Here is a 21,452-nt window from a genome sequence, read left to right on the forward strand (position 1 = left end):
GGATCACCACTTCATGGGGTGCGCCAACACGGGCCTTACAGCTCGTACTGGTTGGCTTTCTCGAGCGACAGATTGTGGCAGCGATGTGACGTCGTGGGGAAGGCCCGGTTGATCTCCTCCAATACCAGGGCCGCCTTCGTCATGTCCTTGAACTGGATGTTCCGTTGGAAATCCAGCAACAACTGCCCGCACTTCCTGTCCAGCTCCACCGAGATCTCGGCGAGCATGTGCCGGACGTCACCGTAGAGGTCGGGCTTGTCGTCCAGGGCCTCCAGGGTGATCCACGCCGAGCGGTAGTTCTCCCAGGCGAGCAGCAGGTTCTCCGGGCCCACGGCACGGCGATCATAATAGGTCCTGGCCCGTGTCGCGGCGGTGCGAGCGGATTCCAGCAGTTCCTCGGGACTCAGGTTGGGCACGGGAATGACCTCGAGCCGCAGGTTCCAGATGCGCCAGCTGTCCTGCCCCGGAGGGTTGCGCACGTTGTCGAAGACGATCTTGTTGATCTCGCCCCGCTTGAGCATGGAGGGCGTGAGGATCTGCTGCACTTCGCGCTCGGCGGTGTTGACCGTGTCGGGAGGAACCCAGCCCACGTTCACCGCGTTGACGGAGATGGAGACCTCGTCCTTGGCGATGCCGCTGGCGTGATAGCGGATGACCGCCACCGCGCGCGTGGGCGACACGAAGTCGAAGTTGAAGGACTTCATGTCCGCCGCGTCCCAGTCCACGCCCTCGCCCAGGCCAAAGGAATCCCTCAGGGTCGCGACCCCCAGCACCTCGGGCTCGTCCCCCTTGAAGCTCTGCTCGATCTTGGGCCGGAAGACGATGAACAGGGCCGCGAACATGCCCACCACGAAACCGGCGGACAACAGGCCCACCAGGGCCTTGCCCTGGGGGGACATGTCGCTCCACCACAACGCGAGCTGACCGCCCAGCGTCTCGCCCGCCTCGCGCCGACGACGGGCCTTCTCCGCGGCGGACAGACCCGCGCTGGCGCCGGCACCGGAGGCACGCGGGGCCATGGCACGCCCGGTGGCGGCCGCCTTCACGGGCACGCGAGGCTCCGGCCGGGCCGCGCTCACGGGGGAACGGGGCTCGGAGCGGGCCAGGGACGCCGTCGCCGGAGGCAACGTCTCCTTCTCATGGAGCGGCACCTCTGGCCGCGCGGGACGCGCGGGCGCCTTGGCGGAGGCCTTGGCCGCGGGAGGATCCGGACGCATGCGGATGACGGTGGCCTCGGGCGATGGCGGCTCCTCGGGCTCCGGCCGCTCCGGACGCATGCGGATGACGGTGGCCTCGGGCGATGGCGGCTCCTCGGGCTCCGGCCGCTGCGCGGGCTCCTGGGCTCCTGGCCGGACCCGGAACACGGCCGTGCGATCGGAGGTGCCTCCGGAATCGGTCCCCGGTGGCAGGGAGTCCGGATCCGAGGAGGGAGCCAGCATGTCGTCGTCGGCTCCCATGCCCGCTGAGGCCTGGCGACCACGGCGCACGGGATGCTTGGTGTCTTTCTCGCTCATGGCCGCCCTGAAAAACGGACGCCACGCGGGAAGTGCCCTCCCCGCGTGAGTCCCTTGACGATGCTGCGCTGCCCGACGAGCGCCTACGCCGAAGCGGAGATGTCGCCGAACATGAATTGGAACACGATCGGGCCGAAGAGAACCATGAACACCGTGGGGAAGATGCACGCGATGAGCGGGAAGAGCATCTTCACCGGTGCCTCACCCGCCAGCTTCTCGGCACGCTGGGTGCGGTCGATGCGCAACTGGGTGGACTGGATGCGCAGCACCTTTCCGAGGCTGGTTCCCATCTTGTCCGCCTGGATGAGCGCGGTGACGAACGTGGTGAGCGCGGGCAGGTCCACGCGGGCGATCATCGACTTGAGGCATTCCTCGCGCGTCTTGCCCATCTTCAGCTGCTTGAGGACGATCTGCAGCTCCTCGCGCAGCGGGCCCGACTTGCCCTTCTCCACCACCTTGGCCAGCGCGCCCGTGAAGTCCAGACCCGCTTCCACCGACAGCGTCAGCAGGTCCAGGCTGTAGGGCAGCGCCCGGGAGATCAGCAGGTGGCGCTTCTTCACCTGATCGTTCACCCAGATGAGCGGGTAGTACATGCCGAACAGCGCGAAGAGCAGCGACCAGGCCAGGTTCTCGCCCACGAAGTTCACCAGGATGAGGCCCATCAACAGGCCGATCACCGCGGAGACCTCCTGCAGCGCCATGATGTCCTCGGGCTTGAACGCCTGAGGCTCACCCGCCTTGATGAGCTTGCGGCGCATCTTGGACTCGTAGCCCGGCCACATCAGCCGGCGGTTCATCGCGCCCAGCTTGCGGATGGCCACCGAGCCCATGCCCGACATGCCACCGGCCGACTCGTCCTGCACCTCGGCCACGAATTGCGAGAAGTAGTTCTGGTAGATGCCGATGCCGAAGAAGCCCACCGCCGCCGCGAACATCAGCGCCGAGCCTCCCACCAGCGTTTCCGTCAGGATATCGCTCACGGAGTGTCCTCAGATATCGATGTTGACGATGCGCCGGATGATGAAGATGCCCAGCAGCTCCATGATGGCGATCACCGTGATCAGCACGTAGCCGAACCAGTGGTCGAGCATGGGCTCCATCAGGTCGGGGCGCATGTAGTTGAGCACCATGCCGAGGATGGCCGGCATGGCCGCCACCACCCAGCCCTGCAGCTTGCCCTGGGAGGTGAGCGCGTCGATCTTTCCCTCGAGCCGGAAGCGCTCGCGGATGACGCTGGAGATCGTCTCGAACATCTCCGCCATGTTGCCGCCGAGCTGACGGGCGATGTTGGTGGCCACCACGACCAGTTCCAGGTCGTCACTGCCCACGCGGCGGCCCATGTTGATGAGGGCCTCCTCCAGCGGCACACCGAGCTTCACTTCCTTCACGAACAACCCGAACTCCTGCGCCAGCGGCGGCTGCGCCTCACGCGCCACGTGCTCGATGGCCTGGGGGAACGTGAGACCGGCCTTGAAGGCGTTGGCCATGGCCTGCAGCGCGTCCACCAGCTGCACGTTGAACTTCTTGATGCGCCGCTTGCGGTAGTGCTTCACCAGGATGATCGGCAGGAAGAAGCCGAAGATGGTGCTGATGACGCACAGGATGGGGTTGAAGATGATGTACGACAGGATGCCCATCAAGCACATGCTGGCGATGTTGAGCACCAGCAACTGACGGGCATCGATGAAGAGGAACATGTCGCTCAAGTCGTTCATCGACTTGACGACGTACCTCTCCTGGTACTGCTCGTAGGCCTTCGCCAGCACGGTGAAGATCACCAGGCTGAAGAAGAAGACCGATCCGGTGACAAGGAGGAGGACGATTCCGGCCAACATGGGCGAGGACTTCCTTCTAGCGACGGGGGAAGGTCAGCAGGGAGGAAGGGCTCAGGGCGCGGACGCCGCGCTCTTCTCGGTGGGGTTGCCCTTGATGATCTGGATGATCTCGCGGCGCTTGGCCTCGAGCACGCGCGTGCGCTCACCCGACAGCAGCGTGGTGATGGTGGCGCGGCCACGCTCCTCGATCATGTCCACGTCGTCCTCGTTGCGCAGCGACAGCGTGAGGCTGCCCAGCTCCGCCGCCAGCGTGAGGATTTCCGCCTCCTCGGGGATGACCATCAGCGTGATGTTGTTGTACTCGCGCTGGTTCTCCGGGATGAGGTTGACGTTGGTGGTGCCCGTCACCTTGCCCGTGGCGAGCACGATGACGTTCTGCAGCAGCGTCACCGCCACGTTCTCGTCCGTCTGGGGGTCGCGGAAGGTGCCGATCACGTCCACGTGATCGTTGGGACGCACCCAGCCGCCCACCGACGTGGTGTTGCGCGCCTCGATGGCGACGGCGCGGACCTTCTTCTGCACCTTGGTGGACAGGCGCTCGGCGGCCTTGGTCGTCTCGAACTGGCTCCAGAGCAGCGCGTCACCCGTCTGCAGCGCCACCAGCACCTTCTGGCCCACCACGTAGTTGGCCGAGTCCGGCTTCACCACGGAGGAGGTGACGAACTGCTCGGGGACCTGCCGCTGGCTGATCATGTCGAAGGTGATGACCGTGCCCTCGGGAATGTCCTGGGTGGCCACCACCACCGGCACCAGGTTCCATCCCTTGCGCACGTCCGCTTCCTTCTTCTTGATCGCGGACCACGCGATGATTCCGGCCAGCAGGCCGAGGCCCAGCGCGATGATCAGAGGAGTCTTGCCCTTCAACATGTCTCGAGGACCTCCAAAAACAAGGGGGGGCGCCCGGGGCGCGGAAGGCTTGAGGTGCTGCTCGTCTTTGCAAGCTGGGGGCCCGGGGCACCAGCGCGCGAGATGTTATCCAGTAGTCAGGGAAAGTGTCAAAGTCATGCCGCCGAGGTTGGCAGCCTGCTCCGAGAGGACGGCTTGCCGTCCCTCCTTTATTGCGGGCATCCTCCCCCCTCCTCCAGAGCCAGCGGCCACCTGACGGATACTCCCTTCTTCCGGGATGTCGCTAGATGGAGGTATCCATGAGTGAACATCCCCCCCGGTCCCGACAATCAGGTCAAGCGGCGGTCGAGTCGGCACTGGTCCTTCCGTTGATGGTGTTCCTCGGCCTGGGCCTCATCCAACTGACGATGATGCAGCAGGCGAAGTTGATGACGGAGTACGCGGCATTCGCCGCGGCGCGCACGGGCATCGTGTGGAACGGCAACAACGAGCGCATGCACGACGCGGCCATCGTCGCGCTGCTGCCCACCATGGGCCGTACGGATGACCTGCTCAACCTGGGCAAGACGTGGGCGATCGCCCAGGCCTATGACGAGGCGCTGCAGTTGCTGGCCTGGCCGAACAAGAACTCGGTCGTGCCCGCCACGGTGAACGGCTCCAACCTCTTCGGACAGGTGCGCGTCGACACGGTGAGCCCCGCCTGGTACTCGCCCATCCAGAGCGTGTGGAAGCTGCGCTCGGGCGCCAACTGGAAGGAGCTGGACTTCGATGGCCCGGACACCTACCCCGAGGTGCCGGCGCTCGAGTCGAAGATCGCCAAGTTCTTCAACCTCCCCCTGCCGGACAACGGCGAGGAGGTCTACCGCAAGGCCACCGTGCTGAGCATTCGCGTGCGCTACTGGTACGAGCTGCGGGTGCCCTTCGCCAACTGGATCATCTTCACCGCCTGGTGGGCGGCCAACGCCGGCGTGTCGCTGGGCGGAGCCATCTACAAGCCCACGCTCAACACGCAGGTGAGCATGACCAACCAGCAGGGTGGCATGAACCAGGTGGCCATGGCGCCCGTGCGAGGGCTCGCGCACGAGCGCGGCTACAACACGCTCTACCGGATCGAGATGACCGTGTTGTGGGGACTGGCCACCGGCAGCATTCCCCTGCTGTCGAGCATCGTGGGCAAGCGCTACTTCATCCCGCTGACGGCGACGTACAGCATGAGGATGCAGTCGAACTTCTATTACAAGTGGTTGATGCACCTGAACCCGGATTGGGGCCTGTGACATGTTGACTCGCGCTTTCCGACGCGGCCTTCGGCGCCAGGAAGGCCAGGCCCTCGTGCTCGCCTGCCTCCTGATGCTCATCCTGAGCATCGCGCTCATGACGACGGTGAACATCGGGCACAGCGTGCACGAGCGCATCCGGCTGCAGAACACGGCCGACGCGGCGGCCTACTCCACCGCCGCCATGGAGGCGCGCGCCTTCAACTTCTACGCCTTCACCAACCGCACGCAGGTGTCCCACTACGTGTCGGCGATGATCTGGCAGTCCACGGACTCGTTCCTGTTCTCCGTGCAGGCCTTCCTCACGGACATGTACGGGCTCATCCGCACCATCGGACCGTGCTTTCCCAAGGACAGCCGCAGCGGCGTCTTCTGGCCGGTCATCTGCGGCATCCTCGACAACCTGCCCTACATCGGCGTCATCATGAAGGCGCTGGACGCGATCATCTCGGCGCTCAAGGGGGTGCTGCTGCTTCTCCAGCCCATCCTGGACTTCGCGGACCAGGTGATTGGCACCGTCATCATCCCCGCCCATCGAGTCCTCAACTCGGTGATGGCCGGAGCGGCGACGGCGGTGATGTTATCCACGTCCACCTATGTGATGGGCACCTCCAACGCGATCATCCAGGCGAACGATCCCAACGTGGACTCGCTGGCCTCGCAGGCCATCACCGGGGCCATCAACCAATGCCTCTACAGCCGGGCGCACTACGAGGAGGCCAACGGCAAGCCCCTGAGTCCGGCCAATCCCCTCAAGGCCCTGGATCCGTCCGCGCGCAACGAGGACAGCAAGGTCGCCCGGGCCAAGCGCGTCATGGCGGGCATCACCAACGCCACCCGCTACGCCTGCAACAAGGACAAGGACAACCTCTTCAACGCGTGCCCGGAGACGATGGTCACGGATCGGCGCCTGGGCCAGCTGCTGCCCATCCCCGATTGGCTCAAGCCCCTGGAGATGCTGCTGGACGCCATTCCCAAGTGGGGACAGACGCGCTTTCTCACGTTCAAGCTCGGCTATGGCGACATCAACGAGGAGACGAAGAAGCCGCGCGCCCAGGGGAAGAACAAGATCCGCGAGGTCAACGATCTGCCCGACAAGCCCATGGGCATGCTCGCCCAGGGCGACGTGCTCGGCTCGGATGACCCGTACTACATCAAGATGGGGCCCGCCTCGCTGGGCGTGCCGGGCGTGGGTCAGATCTTCAACCCGTTCAGCTGCCCCAAGTACCCGGGAGGCGGCGATGACCGCACGTGGCGCAAGTGCTGGGGTGATCCCCGCGAGGACCGCGACAGCACGCTCGAGCCCAGCATCTGGGCCATGAGCAGCGGCGACTACCGCAGGAAGGGCATCCACTGGCGGGTCGTCTTCCCCGGCGAGGCCAAGTCGAAGTCCGACAAGGACGTGGGGCTCTACCAGTACAAGTTCTGCGTGGCGAAGATCCTGGGCGTCTGCGTCTTCAAGCTGGACGTGTTCACCGCCAACACCCACATCGACAAGAAGGACAACAACCACCCGTGGGACGGCATCGTGCCCTTCCCCCACTTCGAGCCGGGTGACTACGCGAACGACTGCGCCGTGGGTGCCTTCTCCAAGGCCAGCATCGGCAACATGGCCACGCGCGAGCACGACTTCAACCAGCCCTCCACCTGGGTGATGCTCAACAAGAACACCCAGCAGTTGCACAACACGAAGGCCGACGCCACCGGGGCCACCCACAACACCCCGGCCCTGCTCAACTCCACGGGCAAGCTCACCGTCACCCTGGGCTCGGCGGGCGCGGAGACGCTCGATCTGGACAATGATCGCAAGAAGTTCCTGTCCCTCGCGGAGGGCATGAACGTCATCTCCCGCGGGCAGACGTACTACCACCGGCCGGGCAACTGGGCCGAGCAGCCCAACTTCTTCAATCCCTACTGGCGGCCCCGTCTGGCGGCCGTGTGGCAGGGCAAGAACTCGCTGCCGCTCATCAACCAGCTGTCGAACGCCCTGCCGGCCGCGGTCAAGGACGCGCCCGCCAAGATCATCACCCACTAAGGCCCGTCATGCTCCGCTCCCGCCCCTTCAGCAGCAGAAGCAGACGAGCCCGGCGCGGCGCCGCCGTCGTCGAGTTCGCGCTCGTGACGCCCATCCTGGTGTCCATCCTCTTCTTCAGCATCTATCTGACCGACATCATCCGGGCCAAATACAAGCTGCAGGAAGCCAGCCGGTACGTCGCCTGGGAGATGAGCAGCTACACGCTGAGCGACTTCGCCAACGCGAACCATGATCAGGCCTTCCAGACCGCCATGGACTCCGCGGTGCAAGAGGCCACCGAGCGCTACAAGGACATGGACTCGCTCGACATCAACAGCCGGTTCGGCACCTTGCTGAGCGCCGCCGCGCCGCAGGTGACGGTGAAGAACCAGACCGTGGCGGGCATCGACCTGAGCCGCGTCACGCAAGGTGGCAATGGCGCCGGCCAGCCCCTCAACTTCCTCCTGGACCGCTTCAAGTTCAACACCAAGGGCCAGGTGGAAGTGGAGCTCACCAGCACGCTCTCCAATACCCTCATGCCCCGCCAATACCTGCAGAAGGAGCGGGGCGGCTTCTACACCGTCGACAACTGGGGTGGACGGGATCTGGGCAACATGCCCATCAAGAACCGCTACACGCTCATCGCCAACGGCTGGCATCTGCCCGATGGTGGCGACGCCGTGATGAGCGAGTACCGAGCGGGCGATCACACCGGCGGCAACAGCCGGCATGGCATCGCCCTGCAGGTCGATCGGATGAAGTTCCTGAGCGCGGGGGAGTTCCTCAAGGACACGAAGCTGGACCGGCTCACGGGCACGCTCGACCTCATCTTCCCCGCCTTCTTCGGCACCTTCGTGACGGCCCACAACTACACCAGCTCGTCCAACACGCGCGGCTGCAACAAGGGGCTGCATACCGCCACCTCGGGCCTCAACAACCTGGAGGACATCCCCGGCCTGGACGAGGAGGAGATCGACCGGAGGCAGCGCTGCTTCGACACCGCGCCCTTCCGCGACACCCAGGCCTACAGCCGCTCCCTCTACAAGAACATCTTCGACGCCCGGGGTGAGCACTTCATGGGTTGCAAGAAGGCCCAGGCGGACATGCCCAACAGCCGCGGCCTCGGTGAAGGCACCAGCCGGGACAAGAACGAGCAGAAGATCACGTGCGAGTAAGCATCCTCTCCCTGTTGCTCCTGGGGTTGTGGGCCCGCCCGGCATCCGCCGAGCAGGAGCTCGCCGTCTATCCGGGCACCGTCCACACGCGCATCGGCAACGACCTGGTCATCGGCGGCGAGTATCACCGCATGGCCTACTTCACCACGAAGGACTCGATTCCCCAGGTGGCGAAGTACTTCCACGAGTACTGGACCAAGCAGGGCTATCCCGTCGTCGTGGAGGGGGACCTGAAGGACGAAGCGGTGGTGGCGGCCTTCTACACGCGCGAGGGCCTGCAACGCGCCATCGTGCTGCGCAAGCACCAGGGCAAGACCGTGGGCTTCAGCGTGTTGAAGGACATGTGGCTGTACGAGAAGCCCTCCGCGGCGGGCAAGAGCCCCTTCGTGCAGATGGAGAACTCGCTCTTCCACTCGGAAGTGGGTTCGCGCGATGAGGCGGGAGCAACCCGCAGCCGGACCGAGATCGTGGAGCGCGGACTGGACGAGGTGCGCCAGGAGCTCACGTCGAAACTGACGGCCTCGGGCTTCAAGCTGGTGCGCGAGTCCGGGGGCAAGCTGGATGGACAGCGCACCGTCGTGCTCGAGTACGCGCGCGGTGCCGAGCAGACGCTCAACACGCTGGTCGAGCTCGAGTCCACGCGCGTGGCGGTGTCCCAGGCGTGGGTGGGCACGGACCGTCCCGACGGCATGCCCAACGCGGATGCCGTGCGTCGGAGCCGCGAGGAAGCCGCGCGCGCCCGTCAGCCGGGGAAGAAGCCATGAGGGCGCTCTGGTGTGTCCTGGCGGTGGCGCTGATGGGCGCCGCGCCCCCGAAGTTGGGTCGCGAGGGCCGGATGCTCTTCGAGGCCGCGCCCCAGCGGCTCGAGGCCCGCGTGGGCGAGTGGGTGACGTACCAGATGGACGGTGGTCCCCAGCCCGGCTTCGTGCGTCTGGCCGTCGTGGGCGAGGACAAGGATGCCAAGGGCCGTGACGCGGTGTGGCTGGAGATGGAGTTCGGCAAGCACTGGGAACTCAAGGCCCCCCTGGCCCAGTTCCGCATGCTGGTGACGCGGGACCTGGGACTGAGTTCGGAAGGTGTGTCCCGGCTGTTCGTCACCCAGGGTTATGAGAAGGTGCAGGAAGTGGACACGTCCGCCCTGCCCTTCTTCTTCAGCCAGTCCGACGCGCAGACGCCCCCGTCCCGTCCCGAGCAGCCGCCTCCCTCGGAGACAATCCCCGCGGGCCCGGAGTCCACCGTGTTCCGGGGCAAGCCCACGCGGCTCATGACGCTCGCGGGCACCGTGACGGCCGAGCCCATGGAGGCCCGCTACCGCAAGCTCGTCCTCAAGCGCTATTGGATCAGCCGGGAGATCCCCTTGCTGCACCTGGCGAAGATCGAGTTCCCGGCGATCAAGTACTCGATGGAGGCGCGCGACTACGGCGTGGACGCCAAGCCGCGCATGGTGCTTCCCTCTCCGTCCGACAAGAAGATTACCCTGGAGCCCGGGGGCGGCTTGGCGCCCCCCTTCACTCAGCAGAAGGACCCCACCCCATGAAGACGCCCGTCCGCCGTCCCAAAGCCGCCCGCCGCGCCCGTCGTGGGCAGGCCATGGTCGAGTACTCCATCATCAACTACGTGCTCGTCCTCGGCCTCATGCTGTCGCTGACCATCAACTTCGGCTCGGGTGAGCAGAAGGTGAACATCATCCACGCCTTCTTGCGCGCGTATCAGGTCTACTACGACTCGTTCTACTTCGTGCTGAACCTGCCGTTCCCGTGAAAACCTCGACCCCACCCGCGGCGTCCGGCTCCCCGTTCTCGCTGCGGCTCGTCCATGGAATCCTCTTCGGAGGCTTCACCGCCATTTGCGTCGTGGTCGGCTCTCCGGAGTTCGAACAGCTCCTTCGCGCCCAGCGGCAGGTGTTTCACGCCGGGCCGCCCCCACGTGTGGAGGTGATGCTGGCGGTGCTCGCGGCACTCCTCGGCATGGGCGTCATCCTGGTGCAGGCGCTCCGGGGACGCAGCGCGCGGCTGCCCTGGTCCGTGCTCATCCTCGGCGCCCTGGGACTGGTGCTGTGGAGAGACCGCGCGGGGCCCGTCCCCGGGCGGACCGCCGACTCCGCCAACCTGAAGATCCTCCAGACGGCCCGGGCGCTCCATGGGCTCCAGATCCCCGAGTTGCAGAACCGGGGAGCCCTCGAGGAGGACGTGGAAGCCTGGCGGGTGGCGCTCCAGAAGGTCACCCACGGAGAGCCCACCCCGGTGCGCACGCGCTCCTTCGAGCCCCTCGCCTACCACATCCAGAAGGTGGACAAGCCCGACACGCTGCCCGAGGGCGTGCCGCCCGGGACGCTGCTGCTCTACGTGATGGAGGGCGGCATCGCCTACGAACTCCAGGCCATTGGCATCTCCCCCGAGGGAGAACCCTGGCGGCTCCAACTCCTCCCGGCGGGCGAGCCCGTGGTCTTCCGGGGCGCCTTCAACCCGGAGATCGACACGCGCCCTCCGCAGATGCCATGACGACTAACGCGCCTCGGAGTCAGCCGGGCGCAAGTCCTCGTCGAGAAGGCGTTGGGCCTTCAGGGCCTCACTGGAGCCCGGCGCCACCCCCAGCACCCGCGAGCAGGACTCGATCGCGTTGCGCCGGTGGCCCAACGCGGCTTCCGCCTGACACAACCGGGAGAGCACCGCCACGTCCTGCTCACCCGCCGCCACGGCGCGGCGCAGGTAGACGATCTCCTGTTCCCGATCACCCGCGCGAGCGGCCCCATCGGCCTGCCGGAGAAGGTCCCTCGGGGACACGGAGGCAGCACCAGCGGAGCGTGCCGCCTGGGGCTTCGAGACCGGCTCGGCCAGGGCCTCCTTCGCCTTCTGCTCCAACGGCGCGGCCGGAGCGGTCGCGGCGGGAAGAGGCGGAGGTGCCTCGGCCATGACCCCCGCCGCGGCGTAGGCGTCATCGCGACTCGCCTCTTCCTCGTGCACCGCCCGGGGCGCGGGCTGGCGCTTCACCTGGCCAAAATCCGCCGAGCGCTTCTTCGCCGGAAACCCACCCCCGCTGCCCATGTCCTCCGCCTCGAACAGACGCGCCGATTTCGAGGGCAACGCCTTGCCCATGGGCGCGGCGCGCTGCTCCTCGCGGATCCGATTGTCGAGCCGCGTATGCCGCTCGCTCACCTCGGCCGAAACCTGGGCGGCGGGAGCCGACACCACGGGGGCGGGGGCGGGCGCGGCGGCTGGCACGGACTCGGCCTTGGCACGGCGGGAAGACGCCTCCTGCGAGCTCTGCTTCGACGCCGCCGGCGACACCGGCGACGCCTCCTGGCTCATCTGGACGGTCACGATTCCCACGACCCCCAGGGCCGCCGCGCTCAACGCGGGAGCCAACAAGCGGCGCCACCAACGCTGCGCGGGCTCGGCTCCCATGGAGGAGCGGCGCGCGGACTGCTGCGCATAGGCCAGCAAGGACTCCAGTCCCGCGTCCGGCGCCGAGACCTTCGGAAGACGGGACATGGAGCCGCGTACGCCGCGAATGTCCCGCAGGGCCGCCGCGCAACGCGAACAGTCCTGGACGTGCTGCTTCACCTGATGGGCCTCGGATTCCGGAAGCTCTTCGTAGGCGAAGTCCAGCAGACGATCCTCATATGCGTGGGCGCTCTGGGTCTTCATCCCGCCACCGTCTTTCCGTCCTCGGCCAGATCGCCGTCCACGCCCAATTCCGCCAGCCGCCGGCGCAGGCCTTCCAGCGCATAGCGCATGCGGCTCTTCACCGTGTTCTCGGGCACGCCCGTGACCTCGGCGATCTCCTTGAAGGGGATGCCGCTGTACTCGCGCAGCACGAACACCTCGCGCTGTTCCTCGGGAAGGCCGGCCAACGCACGCTCCAGCAGCGGCCGTATACGGGCATTGTAGGCACCCCTCTCGGGGCTGGCCCCCTCGTCGGGGAGCGCTTCACCCAACGACCGGCCCTCTTCACCCTCGGCCCCCGTCATGGGTGCCTCGAGCGAGGCCGTCTGCCGGTAGCTCTCTTTACGCGCGCTGTCCACGCAGAGGTTCCTCGCGATCGTATAGAGCCAGGTGGTGAACTTCGCCCGCGTCTCGTACTCGGGTGCGCTGCGCACCACCTTCAACCACGTTTCCTGAAGGACATCTTCCGCCCGCGCCGCGTGTCCGGTGAACCGGAGGATGAAGTTGAACACCGGATCCCGGTGCCTGCGCACCAATGTCTCGAACGCACGGGCGTCTCCCGCCCGAAAGGCGAGCATCAACCGTTCGTCTGAGATCTCCGGTCCCAACACTCCCCCAATTCCAGGGCCCCGCGCCTTCCCTCATCCCCACTGCCCGCTTCAACGGGCAGGGGCCTATTCGGGTCTACTCGTTCGGCGGGCTTCCGTAAGTGGCGAGAATGACAGGGCGAAGCGTCGCTGTCACGCCTGGAGGCTCAGGGTTTTGAATCCCGCGACGTGGCGAACATGACGGGAATCGCGACGAGCGCCACCAAAGCGGCCTGCCATACGAGCACCTGGGGCAGAGGCCTCTGAATGTGGATGAACAGGGAACGGCCAAGCGCCATGCCCAGCAGGATCCCAGTGAGGGTACGCACGGCGTTGGATCCCCCTTGGGGACGGAAACGGCCCACCGCCCAGTCCACCAGCGCGGGAAGGGTGAGACCCAGCACCATGGGCACGTCCCAGGACCACGACAGGGGGGCACGCAACTTGAAGAGCGCCACCAGGGTCGCGAACAGGATGGGGTAGGTGCCCAGACAGCGAGCGCAGACCCGGACGCCACCGAGCACGTACGTGCGGTTGTACTCCTCCGGGTGATGGTGACTGAGCCAGAACACCCTACCCTCCCGATTCCGTGGACGCGTCCCCCGAGGGGGTGGGAGCGGGACGCTCACGCGCGGCCTCCTCCACGAGGAAGCACGCGGCCGTGTGCCCATTGTCCAGTGTGTAGAGCGGCGGCGTCTCCTTCCGGCAGCGCTCCATCGCGTAGGGGCAGCGGGGATGGAATGGACAGCCCGGCGGCGGCGCGAGCGGCGAAGGCACGTCGCCCTTGAGGAGGATGCGTGCGCGGAGGTGCTCGGGATCCGGCACGGGCACCGCCGACAACAACGCCTGGGTGTAGGGATGACGAGGCGCGCGGTAGAGGTCCGCCGCGTCCGCCAGTTCCACGATGCGGCCCAGGTACATGACCGCCACCCGGGTGGAGACGTACTCCACGATCTTCAGGTCGTGCGCGATGAAGACGTAGGTGAGCCCCAGTTCACGTTGCAGATCCACCAGCAGGTTGACGATCTGTGCCTGGATCGACACGTCGAGCGCGCTGATGGGCTCATCGGCGACGACCAGGTCCGGCCGCAGGGCGATGGCCCGGGCGATGCCGATGCGCTGGCGCTGGCCGCCGGAGAACTCGTGCGGATAGCGCCCCAGGGCCTCGCGCGGCAGGCCCATCAAGTCCAATAGCCCCGCCACCTTCTCCTCACGGGCCTGGCCACGCTCGAGTCCGTGGATGGCGAAGGGCTCGCCCAGGATCTCCCGCACGGACATGCGCGGGTTGAGCGAGGCATAGGGATCCTGGAAGACGAGCTGCATGCGCCGCCGCAAGGGGCGCAGCTCGCGCTGGGACAGGCCCGTCAGCTCCCGGCCCTCGAAGCGGATGGAGCCGGACGTGGGCTCCACGAGCCGAAGCAACGTCCGGCCCAGGGTGCTCTTGCCACAGCCACTCTCCCCCACCAACCCGAGCGTCTCGCCTCGCCGCACATCGAAGCTGACGCCATCCACCGCCTTCACGGTGCCGCGAACACGGCCCCAGGGGCCGCCGCGCACCGGGAAATGCGTCTTCACGTCCCGGACTCGAAGCAGGGGCTCGTCACTCATGGCGCGGGCACCGGATTGTGGCAGGCGGCTTCCTGTCCGTCGCGCTTGGACTCCAGGGGCGGATCCACCCGCGCGCAGACCTCCAGCGCGCGCTCACACCGATCGCGGAAGCGGCAGCCCCCGGGCAACCGGCTCAGGCTCGGCACCATGCCGGGAATCGTCCTCAACCGGGGCCGCTGTCCTGGCTCGCCGCCCGTCTGGAGCGAGGGAATGGAGCGCAGGAGCCCCGCCGTGTAGGGGTGCGCCGGTTGGCGGAACAACGCCTTCACCGGAGAGCGCTCCACCACCCGTCCCGCGTACATCACCACCACCGCGTCACAACTGCCCGCCACCACGCCCAGGTCGTGGGTGATGAGCATCACCGCCATGCGCCGCTCCACCTGGAGCCGCTTGAGCAACTCGAGGATCTGCGCCTGGATGGTGACGTCCAGCGCCGTGGTGGGCTCGTCGGCGATGAGCAATTCCGGTCCACTGGCGAGCGCCATGGCGATCATCACCCGCTGGCGCATCCCGCCGGAGAGCTGGTGGGGATAGCTGTCCACGCGCTGCTCGGGCGCGGGAATGCCCACCTGCCGCAACATCTCCACCGCGTGCTCGCGCGCGGCGGCGCGCGACAGGCCCTGGTGCAGCCGCACCCCCTCGGCGATCTGCTCGCCCGCCGTGTAGACGGGGTTGAGGGACGTCATCGGCTCCTGGAAGATCATGGACAGGTGGCGTCCCCGCAGGCGGCGCATCCTCGCCTCGGACAGGGCGAGCAGTTCCTCGCCCTGGAAGCGGATGCTGCCCCCCACCACGCGGACCGGAGGATCCGGCACCAGCCTCATCACCGAGAGCGCGGTGAGGCTCTTGCCACAGCCACTCTCCCCCACGACGCCGAGCGTGCCCCCCGGCGGGATGGAGAACGACACGTCGTCCACGGCCAGGACCGGTCCCGCCTCCAGCTCCAGCCGGGTCTTGAGTCCGCGAACGTCGAGGAGGGGCTCGGACATGGCGAGGCACTACTTGCGCGACAGCTCCTCGAGGAACTCCTCCTCGCGGATGAGGCGCTTGCGGATGAGCAGGCGAATGAGGCTGGCCACCATGCGCGCGGGCTTCACCTTCTCCGTGTGCAGCTCCGCCTCGGCCCCGTCCGCCATGCGCTCGATGTCCTCGAGCACCTTGAGGTCCTCCTCGGAGATGTCGGGCAGCTCCGGCCGGGGCGTGGGCTGCGGCGCGCCCTTGGCGGCCCCTCCGAAGACGACCACCGGCACGCCCTTCTTGCTCGGCTGGGCCACGGGCAGCGGCGTCTCCTCGTCGTCGGGCTCGCCGAGCAGTTCATCCAGCACCTCCTCGCTCTCCTGCGGAGGAGGAGGTGGTGGCGGCGTCGCGGCCCGGCCCTTCTGCGCGTGCTTGGGCGTGATGAGGGTGATCTCGTCGTCGTCGGAGAAGGGGGGCGGCGCCGGGGGCTTGGGCTTCAAGGCGGACCTCGTCGAGGAACGGTGAGAACTGTCGTCAATGTCATCCGCGCGCGGCGGCTGGCCGGTGGGCAGATCCCATTCCATCAGGGGCAGCTCAGAGGGCGTCTCGGAACCGTGCTCGAGCTCCATGGGCGCCCCGGAGTCATCCTCCAGGACGACTCCGGCCACCACGCGGCCACTGATCAGATCCAACGCATGGTCCAGGTCGTCCTCGGACGCCACGTGCACGCGGATGGGCTTGTTGAGCTGGAAGCTCAGCTCGTCCACGAGGGAGAGATCCGAGGGGTCATCCACGGCCACGTGCAGCCGCTCACTGCGCCCTTCCCGCTCGAGCTGGAACGGGACGACACGGTGCTCGACCTGGAAGTCGATCGGCACGAGCGCGCGCACGGACGCGGGGATCTCCGACAGTTGGACGAAGGGCAGATTCGCCTGACGCGCCAGGGCCCGGGCCACCTCGGTGGACGAGGCGAAGCCCAGCGTGACGATCACCGAGCCCAACCGCTGACTGTGGCCACGGCTGCGCTGTTGGCCGAGCGCCGTGCGGATCTGCTCCGGATTGACCGCACCGGATTCGAGGAGCAGCTCACCGATCTTCTTGCGCATTGAGGACCGAGGGGTGGGTGGACGGCTTAACGCTTGACCTTCGCCAGGTACTCGTCGCGGGTGAAGACGCCCTTCTCGATGAGCAACTCCACCATGGCCTTGAGGGCCGCCACCTCCTTGCGCTGCACTTCCTCCACGCTGCGCAGCAGCTCCACGGGGCTGCCCCCGCCGCGCACCGAGGGCGTCTCGCGCGAGGGCACCATGGGCATGGGGGTCGGAGCGGGCGCGGGAGCGGGCGCCGGAGCCGGCTCCTTCATGTTGCGCACCACCGTGCGGCCATGCGAGTCCACCACCTTGAAGTTGGTGTCCGCGTCCTCCAGCTCGCTCACGTCGTCGTAGAAGCGCGCCATGGCCCGGGCGATGGCCGTACGGCCCGCCACGTTGGGCACGATGCGGCACTTGGTGATGGCGCGCAGCTCGTCCAGTTGCCGCACGTTGAGCGGATCCGCGATGGCCACCACGAGCGTCTTGCCGTCATCGCGCAACTGCATGGGCAACAGGGCGAAGTCACGCGCCGTCTGCACCGGCACCCGGTTGAGCACGTGCTTGGGGATGTCCTTGAGCGCGTCCAGGTTCACCGCGGGAATGGCGAGCTGCTTGGACAACGCCCTCACCAGGATGTCCTCGGACACGAGGTTCATCCGCACCAGGATTTCTCCCAGCTTTCCGCCCCATTTCGCCTGCTCCGCGAGTGCCGCCTTGAGCTGGCCCTCCTGGAGCACGTTCGCCTTGATGAGCAGTTCGCCGAGTTTGATCTGTGCCATGTCGCTAGTCGTAGGAGCCCGAACGGACCCGCTGGTCGGGGCACTGTACCTGAGATTCCAACGGTTGCTGAGTTCTTGATCTGCCCGCTCACGAGCCAGGTGAGGCAGGAGGCAGTGCGACCGGAGGCAGCGCCTGGCCCCCCTCGTCCACGTCGACCACGGGGATGTCCTCGGGCACGGAGAGGTCGAAAAGAGTGAGATCCGGGGATTCGTTGAGCGTGACAGAGGTGTAGCGCAGATCCAACGAGGTCTCCGCCGACTCGGCCAGGAGCTTCACCTCGCGGGGGAAGACGGATTCACCCTGGGGCTCGAAGCGGCCATACTCCAAGGAGTAGGTACGCGCGCCCTTCACCTGGCTGCGCACCACGCGCAGGTGGCGTGGGTGGATGTGGAGCACCTGGGACACGGGGCCCTTCACGAGGGTGAGCACGTACAGCCCTTCCTTCTCGTCGATGGCGAGCGTCATCCGCTCCGCGGGGATGAAGGGCACCCGGCCGAGCATCACGGCGACGAGTTCCTCGCTCGGCAGGGCCACGGGCAGGAAGCGCGAGAGGTTCCGGGGCGTGGCGGGCCCCTGGTAGTACTTGTTCTCCTGGGCCTGGAGCAGACCGAAGCGGTGGCCATCCGTCACCAGCACGGCGATGGGTCGGTTGAAGAAGTCGAACATCTCCACCCGGAGCAGGCCCGGACGGCTGGCGGCCAGGAAGGCCGAGACGGTGCCCGAGCCCTGGGGCGTCTCGATCCGGATCTTCCCCTCTCCCTGGAGGGTGGCCGCGGTGTCCTGGGCGGCGCTCGTCAGGCGGAAGAGTTCCTCGGCCTCGGTGATGGGGCCCCGGGGGCCAAAATCCATGCGCTTGGGACAACCTGAACAGATGAGGGCCAGGAAGATTGCTGCGGCTGCGCGGTTCATGGCTTAAGTCTCGCGCCCGACGAACTCCCTGGCCACTTCCGTATGAGCCTTTCCGACATCCTCCATTACCTGCGCATCGGCGGCTTCACCCTCGCCCTCCTCATCCTGGCCTCCACGGTGGCGCTGGTGGTGGCCATCGAGCGGATCATCACCCTGTGGGGCGTGAGCGAGCGCTCGCGGCTGCTCGGGGACACCGTGCACAAGCACCTGTTGCGAGGGGACATCGCCGCGGCCCGCACCGTCACCGAGCGCTCGGACGCCGCCGTGGCCGACATCTTCCTGGCCGGCTTCGACCGCTTCGAGCGCACGCGGGGCAGTGGCGAGGGCGTGGACTCGGCCGTGGAGCGCGAGCGCGCCCAGGTGGGTCTGCGGCTGCGGCGCAACCTGTGGCTGCTGGCCACCATCGGCTCGCTGACGCCCTTCGTGGGCCTGTTCGGCACGGTGGCCGGCATCATGAAGTCCTTCAAGGACCTGGGCCTGGACGTGGCGGGCGGTGGCACCGGAGGCACGGGCGCGGTGATGACGGGCATCTCCGAGGCGCTGGTGGCCACCGCGGTGGGTATCCTCGTCGCCGTGCAGGCCATGGCCTTCTACAACTACTTCCAGGCGCGGCTGGCGCGCGTACTGGTGGAACTGCGGCTGTTGGGTGACGAGTTCGTCGAGCTGCTGCGGGAGCGTCCGGTGAGTGCTCCCGCCTCCACGCCCGCCCCCGTGACTCCGGTGGACGCACGTTCCCCCCAGGAAACCTGAGGTTCACTCACATGGCGATGGGCAAGGCACCGGGAGACGGCGAGAACGGCGAGGAAGTCGGCTTCGCGGAGATCAACATCACCCCGCTCACCGACATCTTCCTCGTGCTGCTCATCATCTTCATGGTGACCAGCTCGGTCATCGTCCAGCAGGCCCCCAGTGGCGGCGCGCAGACGGGCCTCAAGGTGAACCTGCCCAAGGGCGGAGCCACGGACGTCACCGCGCGCGCCACGGACCTGTCCGTCGCCATCCTCTCCGATGGGCGCTTCGTGCTCGGAGGCAACGTCGTGAGCGAGGACGAGCTCAAGCGCGCCTTCGCCGACGCCCAACAGAAGAACCCGGACACCGTCGTCATCGTCCAGGCGGACGAGGGCGTGCCCCATGGCACGGTGGTGGTGGTGATGGAGCTCGCCAAGAGCGCCGGTCTCGGCCAGCTCGCCATCGGCGTGCGCGAGGCCAAATAAAAACCCCCGCCGGAGCCCGGCGGGGGTCGTGACGGCTGTCCGTCGGCTCAGACGGCGCCGAACGCCTCCAAGGAGATGTCCACGGACGAGGTGTCCTCGGTGGCCATCATGCGCGCGGCCTGCTCCACGTTGGGCAGCACGTTGCGCGCGTACCACAGGGCGCTCCACTTCTTGCCCTCGTAGAAGGCCTTCTCGTCGCCCGTGGCGCTCGCGCCCACGCGCTCGGCGATGACGGCCGCGTCCAGCAGCAACCAGCCCACCGCCAGCTCGGACATCATGTTGAGGAAGCGGTTGGCCGACAGCGGGATGAGCGTCATCTTCGCCGGCTCCTGCGACCAGCCGAGCACCGCCATGGCGCTCGCCATCACGCCTTCCTGCGCCGCCGCGAGCTGCTTGACGGCCTCGCCGTACGTCTTGTGCTCGCGGTGGGCGTCGATGAAGGCGCCCACGTCCGCCATGAACTGCTGGAAGTGCGCGCCACCGGCCTGGCCCATCTTGCGGCCCACCAGGTCCATGGCCTGGATGTGGTTGGTGCCCTCGTAGATGGAGAAGATCTTCGAGTCACGCGTGTACTGCTCCACCGGGTAGTCCTGGCAGTAGCCCGCGCCGCCGTACACCTGGATGGCCTGCGCGCACAGCCGGAAGGACTGATCCGAGCCGTACGACTTGACGAGCGGCGTGAGCAGCTCCACCTGGCCCCGGTGGTAGGCGGCCTGCTCGTCGTCCTTGCCCGCGAGCATGTGGGCCTTGTCCGTGTGCATGGCCAGCTTGACGAGGAGCGCGCGGATGCCCTCCACGTGAGCCTTCATCTCCAGCAGCATGCGGCGCACGTCCGCGTGCTCGATGATGGCCGCGCGGGGCGCCGTGGGATCCTTCCACTTGTTCATCGGCGCGCCCTGCTTGCGATCCTTCGCGTACTCGAGCGCGTTGAAGTAGGCCGCGCTCGCGAGCGCCAGGCCCTGGATGCCCACGGCGATGCGCGCGCCGTTCATCATCTTGAACATCTGGCTCATGCCGACGTTCTCGATGCCGCCCACGAGCTCGCCCACACACGCGTCGTTCTCGCCGAAGTTCAGCACACACGTGGCCGAGGCGCGGATGCCCATCTTGTGCTCGATGGAGCCCAGGGTGACGTCGTTGGGGCCCAGGAGCGAGCCGTCCGGCTTCACGCGGATCTTCGGCACGATGAAGAGCGACAGGCCCTTGGTGCCCGGCACCGCGCCCTCGATGCGCGCGAGCACCAGGTGGATGACGTTCTCCGCCAGATCGTGATCACCACCGGAGATGAAGATCTTCGTGCCGCGGATGTTGTAGGTGCCGTCCGCGTTCTTGCGCGCGGTCGTCTTCGCGGCGCCCACGTCCGAGCCCGCCTGCGGCTCGGTGAGGCACATGGTGCCACCCCAGGTGCCGTTGAGCATGCGCTCCACGTAGAGCTTCTTCTGCTCGGGCGTGCCGCACTCGGCGGTGAGCTCCGCGGCGCCGAAGGCCAGACCCGGGTACATGTTGAACGCGGAGTTGGCGCCCGAGAGCATCTCCTCGACGAGCACCTGCAGCATCATGGGGCCACCCTGGCCACCGTGATCCGGGCTCACGCCCACCGTCTTGAAGCCCTGCTCGTAGAGCTTCGTCCACGCCTCCTTGAAGCCCTTGGGCGTGATGACGGAGCCGTTCTCCACCCGGCAGCCCTCGCGATCACCCGAGGCATTGAGGGGCCCGAGCACGTCCTTGGAGAAGCGGTAGGTCTCGTTGAGGACGGCCTTGGCCTCCTCCGAGCCCCAGGCATCGAACGGGGCCTGTCCAGCGACCTGGCCGAAGCCGAACTGCTCGAACAGCGTGAAGAAGACTTCTCGGAGGTCGATCTTGTAGGTGTTGATGCCCGCGGACATGTCACTTCCCCGTACGTGAGGGGGCACTCGACCGGACGACATGCGCGATCCAGCGCCCCAGGTGGGATGGGGGGAAGGTTACGACGATTGATTC

Annotated in this window: 22 protein-coding genes; 9 read left to right on the forward strand and 13 right to left on the reverse strand. The window is 67.1% G+C overall.

Features of this window, described 5'->3' with window-relative positions; all coding sequences use genetic code 11:
• Nucleotides 1-35 precede the first annotated feature (35 nt).
• From MEBOL_RS40420 to cpaB, 4 genes are all read right to left on the reverse strand, one after another.
• Nucleotides 36-1,439 carry a hypothetical protein gene (locus MEBOL_RS40420; protein WP_170115690.1) on the reverse strand — a complete coding sequence of 468 codons (1,404 nt, stop codon included), beginning with the start codon at nucleotides 1,437-1,439 and terminating at the stop codon, nucleotides 36-38.
• A 158-nt stretch (nucleotides 1,440-1,597) separates the two neighbouring features.
• On the reverse strand, nucleotides 1,598-2,494 hold the full coding sequence (locus MEBOL_RS40425) for a type II secretion system F family protein (protein WP_095982398.1): 897 nt from the start codon (nucleotides 2,492-2,494) through the stop codon (nucleotides 1,598-1,600).
• 9 nt (nucleotides 2,495-2,503) lie between these two features.
• Nucleotides 2,504-3,349 carry a type II secretion system F family protein gene (locus MEBOL_RS40430; protein WP_095982399.1) on the reverse strand — a complete coding sequence of 282 codons (846 nt, stop codon included), beginning with the start codon at nucleotides 3,347-3,349 and terminating at the stop codon, nucleotides 2,504-2,506.
• Nucleotides 3,350-3,400: 51 nt separating this feature from the next.
• Nucleotides 3,401-4,216 (reverse strand): Flp pilus assembly protein CpaB, encoded by an 816-nt coding sequence (gene cpaB / locus MEBOL_RS40435; RefSeq protein WP_095982400.1) that lies wholly within the window; start codon nucleotides 4,214-4,216, stop codon nucleotides 3,401-3,403.
• Nucleotides 4,217-4,494: 278 nt separating this feature from the next.
• Between cpaB and MEBOL_RS40440 the strand changes: the two genes are divergently transcribed.
• Genes MEBOL_RS40440 through MEBOL_RS40470 form a run of 7 tightly spaced genes read left to right on the forward strand, consistent with a single transcriptional unit; the run spans nucleotide 4,495 to nucleotide 11,162 of the window.
• Complete coding sequence (locus MEBOL_RS40440) at nucleotides 4,495-5,472, forward strand: TadE/TadG family type IV pilus assembly protein (protein WP_245919303.1); 978 nt, start codon at nucleotides 4,495-4,497, stop codon at nucleotides 5,470-5,472.
• Nucleotides 5,473-5,527: 55 nt separating this feature from the next.
• The gene (locus MEBOL_RS40445; protein ID WP_342747714.1) at nucleotides 5,528-7,507 is read left to right on the forward strand and encodes a pilus assembly protein TadG-related protein; all 1,980 of its coding nucleotides are present in this window, start codon (nucleotides 5,528-5,530) and stop codon (nucleotides 7,505-7,507) included.
• Between the two features lie 8 nt (nucleotides 7,508-7,515).
• Nucleotides 7,516-8,661, forward strand: a complete 1,146-nt coding sequence (locus MEBOL_RS40450; protein ID WP_095982403.1) for a TadE/TadG family type IV pilus assembly protein — start codon at nucleotides 7,516-7,518, stop codon at nucleotides 8,659-8,661.
• Nucleotides 8,652-9,425 carry a hypothetical protein gene (locus tag MEBOL_RS40455; protein WP_095982404.1) on the forward strand — a complete coding sequence of 258 codons (774 nt, stop codon included), beginning with the start codon at nucleotides 8,652-8,654 and terminating at the stop codon, nucleotides 9,423-9,425. The genes MEBOL_RS40450 and MEBOL_RS40455 overlap by 10 nt, the downstream gene beginning before the upstream one ends.
• On the forward strand, nucleotides 9,422-10,198 hold the full coding sequence (locus tag MEBOL_RS40460) for a hypothetical protein (RefSeq protein WP_095982405.1): 777 nt from the start codon (nucleotides 9,422-9,424) through the stop codon (nucleotides 10,196-10,198). Before MEBOL_RS40455 ends, MEBOL_RS40460 begins: the two co-directional genes overlap by 4 nt.
• Nucleotides 10,195-10,422, forward strand: coding sequence for a hypothetical protein (locus MEBOL_RS40465; protein WP_095982406.1), 228 nt, complete (start codon nucleotides 10,195-10,197; stop codon nucleotides 10,420-10,422). The genes MEBOL_RS40460 and MEBOL_RS40465 overlap by 4 nt, the downstream gene beginning before the upstream one ends.
• Nucleotides 10,419-11,162 (forward strand): hypothetical protein, encoded by a 744-nt coding sequence (locus MEBOL_RS40470; RefSeq protein ID WP_095982407.1) that lies wholly within the window; start codon nucleotides 10,419-10,421, stop codon nucleotides 11,160-11,162. Before MEBOL_RS40465 ends, MEBOL_RS40470 begins: the two co-directional genes overlap by 4 nt.
• A gap of 3 nt (nucleotides 11,163-11,165) precedes the next feature.
• Here MEBOL_RS40470 and MEBOL_RS40475 read toward each other — a convergent pair whose 3' ends face one another.
• From MEBOL_RS40475 to MEBOL_RS40510, 8 genes are all read right to left on the reverse strand, one after another.
• Complete coding sequence (locus MEBOL_RS40475) at nucleotides 11,166-12,308, reverse strand: zf-HC2 domain-containing protein (protein WP_095982408.1); 1,143 nt, start codon at nucleotides 12,306-12,308, stop codon at nucleotides 11,166-11,168.
• A complete protein-coding gene (locus MEBOL_RS40480) occupies nucleotides 12,305-12,937 on the reverse strand; it encodes an RNA polymerase sigma factor (protein ID WP_095982409.1) in 633 nt (210 codons plus the stop codon). Before MEBOL_RS40480 ends, MEBOL_RS40475 begins: the two co-directional genes overlap by 4 nt.
• Before the next feature lie 143 nt (nucleotides 12,938-13,080).
• Nucleotides 13,081-13,485 (reverse strand): DUF2085 domain-containing protein, encoded by a 405-nt coding sequence (locus MEBOL_RS40485; protein WP_095982410.1) that lies wholly within the window; start codon nucleotides 13,483-13,485, stop codon nucleotides 13,081-13,083.
• Between the two features lies 1 nt (nucleotide 13,486).
• A complete protein-coding gene (locus tag MEBOL_RS40490) occupies nucleotides 13,487-14,521 on the reverse strand; it encodes an ABC transporter ATP-binding protein (protein WP_095982411.1) in 1,035 nt (344 codons plus the stop codon).
• The gene (locus tag MEBOL_RS40495; RefSeq protein WP_095982412.1) at nucleotides 14,518-15,510 is read right to left on the reverse strand and encodes an ABC transporter ATP-binding protein; all 993 of its coding nucleotides are present in this window, start codon (nucleotides 15,508-15,510) and stop codon (nucleotides 14,518-14,520) included. Before MEBOL_RS40495 ends, MEBOL_RS40490 begins: the two co-directional genes overlap by 4 nt.
• 9 nt (nucleotides 15,511-15,519) lie before the next feature.
• Nucleotides 15,520-16,584, reverse strand: a complete 1,065-nt coding sequence (locus MEBOL_RS40500; protein WP_095982413.1) for a GspE/PulE/PilB domain-containing protein — start codon at nucleotides 16,582-16,584, stop codon at nucleotides 15,520-15,522.
• A gap of 26 nt (nucleotides 16,585-16,610) precedes the next feature.
• On the reverse strand, nucleotides 16,611-17,348 hold the full coding sequence (locus MEBOL_RS40505; protein WP_095982414.1) for a cyclic di-GMP-binding domain-containing protein, MshE-related: 738 nt from the start codon (nucleotides 17,346-17,348) through the stop codon (nucleotides 16,611-16,613).
• 88 nt (nucleotides 17,349-17,436) lie between these two features.
• Nucleotides 17,437-18,198, reverse strand: a complete 762-nt coding sequence (locus tag MEBOL_RS40510; RefSeq protein ID WP_342747715.1) for a DUF4292 domain-containing protein — start codon at nucleotides 18,196-18,198, stop codon at nucleotides 17,437-17,439.
• A gap of 102 nt (nucleotides 18,199-18,300) precedes the next feature.
• Between MEBOL_RS40510 and MEBOL_RS40515 the strand changes: the two genes are divergently transcribed.
• Together MEBOL_RS40515 and MEBOL_RS40520 are read left to right on the forward strand one after the other, a co-directional pair.
• The gene (locus MEBOL_RS40515; RefSeq protein WP_095982416.1) at nucleotides 18,301-19,008 is read left to right on the forward strand and encodes a MotA/TolQ/ExbB proton channel family protein; all 708 of its coding nucleotides are present in this window, start codon (nucleotides 18,301-18,303) and stop codon (nucleotides 19,006-19,008) included.
• A gap of 11 nt (nucleotides 19,009-19,019) precedes the next feature.
• Nucleotides 19,020-19,472 carry an ExbD/TolR family protein gene (locus MEBOL_RS40520; protein ID WP_095982417.1) on the forward strand — a complete coding sequence of 151 codons (453 nt, stop codon included), beginning with the start codon at nucleotides 19,020-19,022 and terminating at the stop codon, nucleotides 19,470-19,472.
• Nucleotides 19,473-19,519: 47 nt separating this feature from the next.
• Here the strand turns inward: MEBOL_RS40520 and MEBOL_RS40525 are convergent, their stop codons facing one another.
• Complete coding sequence (locus MEBOL_RS40525) at nucleotides 19,520-21,358, reverse strand: acyl-CoA dehydrogenase family protein (RefSeq protein ID WP_095982418.1); 1,839 nt, start codon at nucleotides 21,356-21,358, stop codon at nucleotides 19,520-19,522.
• Nucleotides 21,359-21,452: the final 94 nt, after the last annotated feature.

It is taken from the genome of Melittangium boletus DSM 14713 (assembly GCF_002305855.1).
Taxonomy (GTDB): domain Bacteria; phylum Myxococcota; class Myxococcia; order Myxococcales; family Myxococcaceae; genus Cystobacter; species Cystobacter boletus.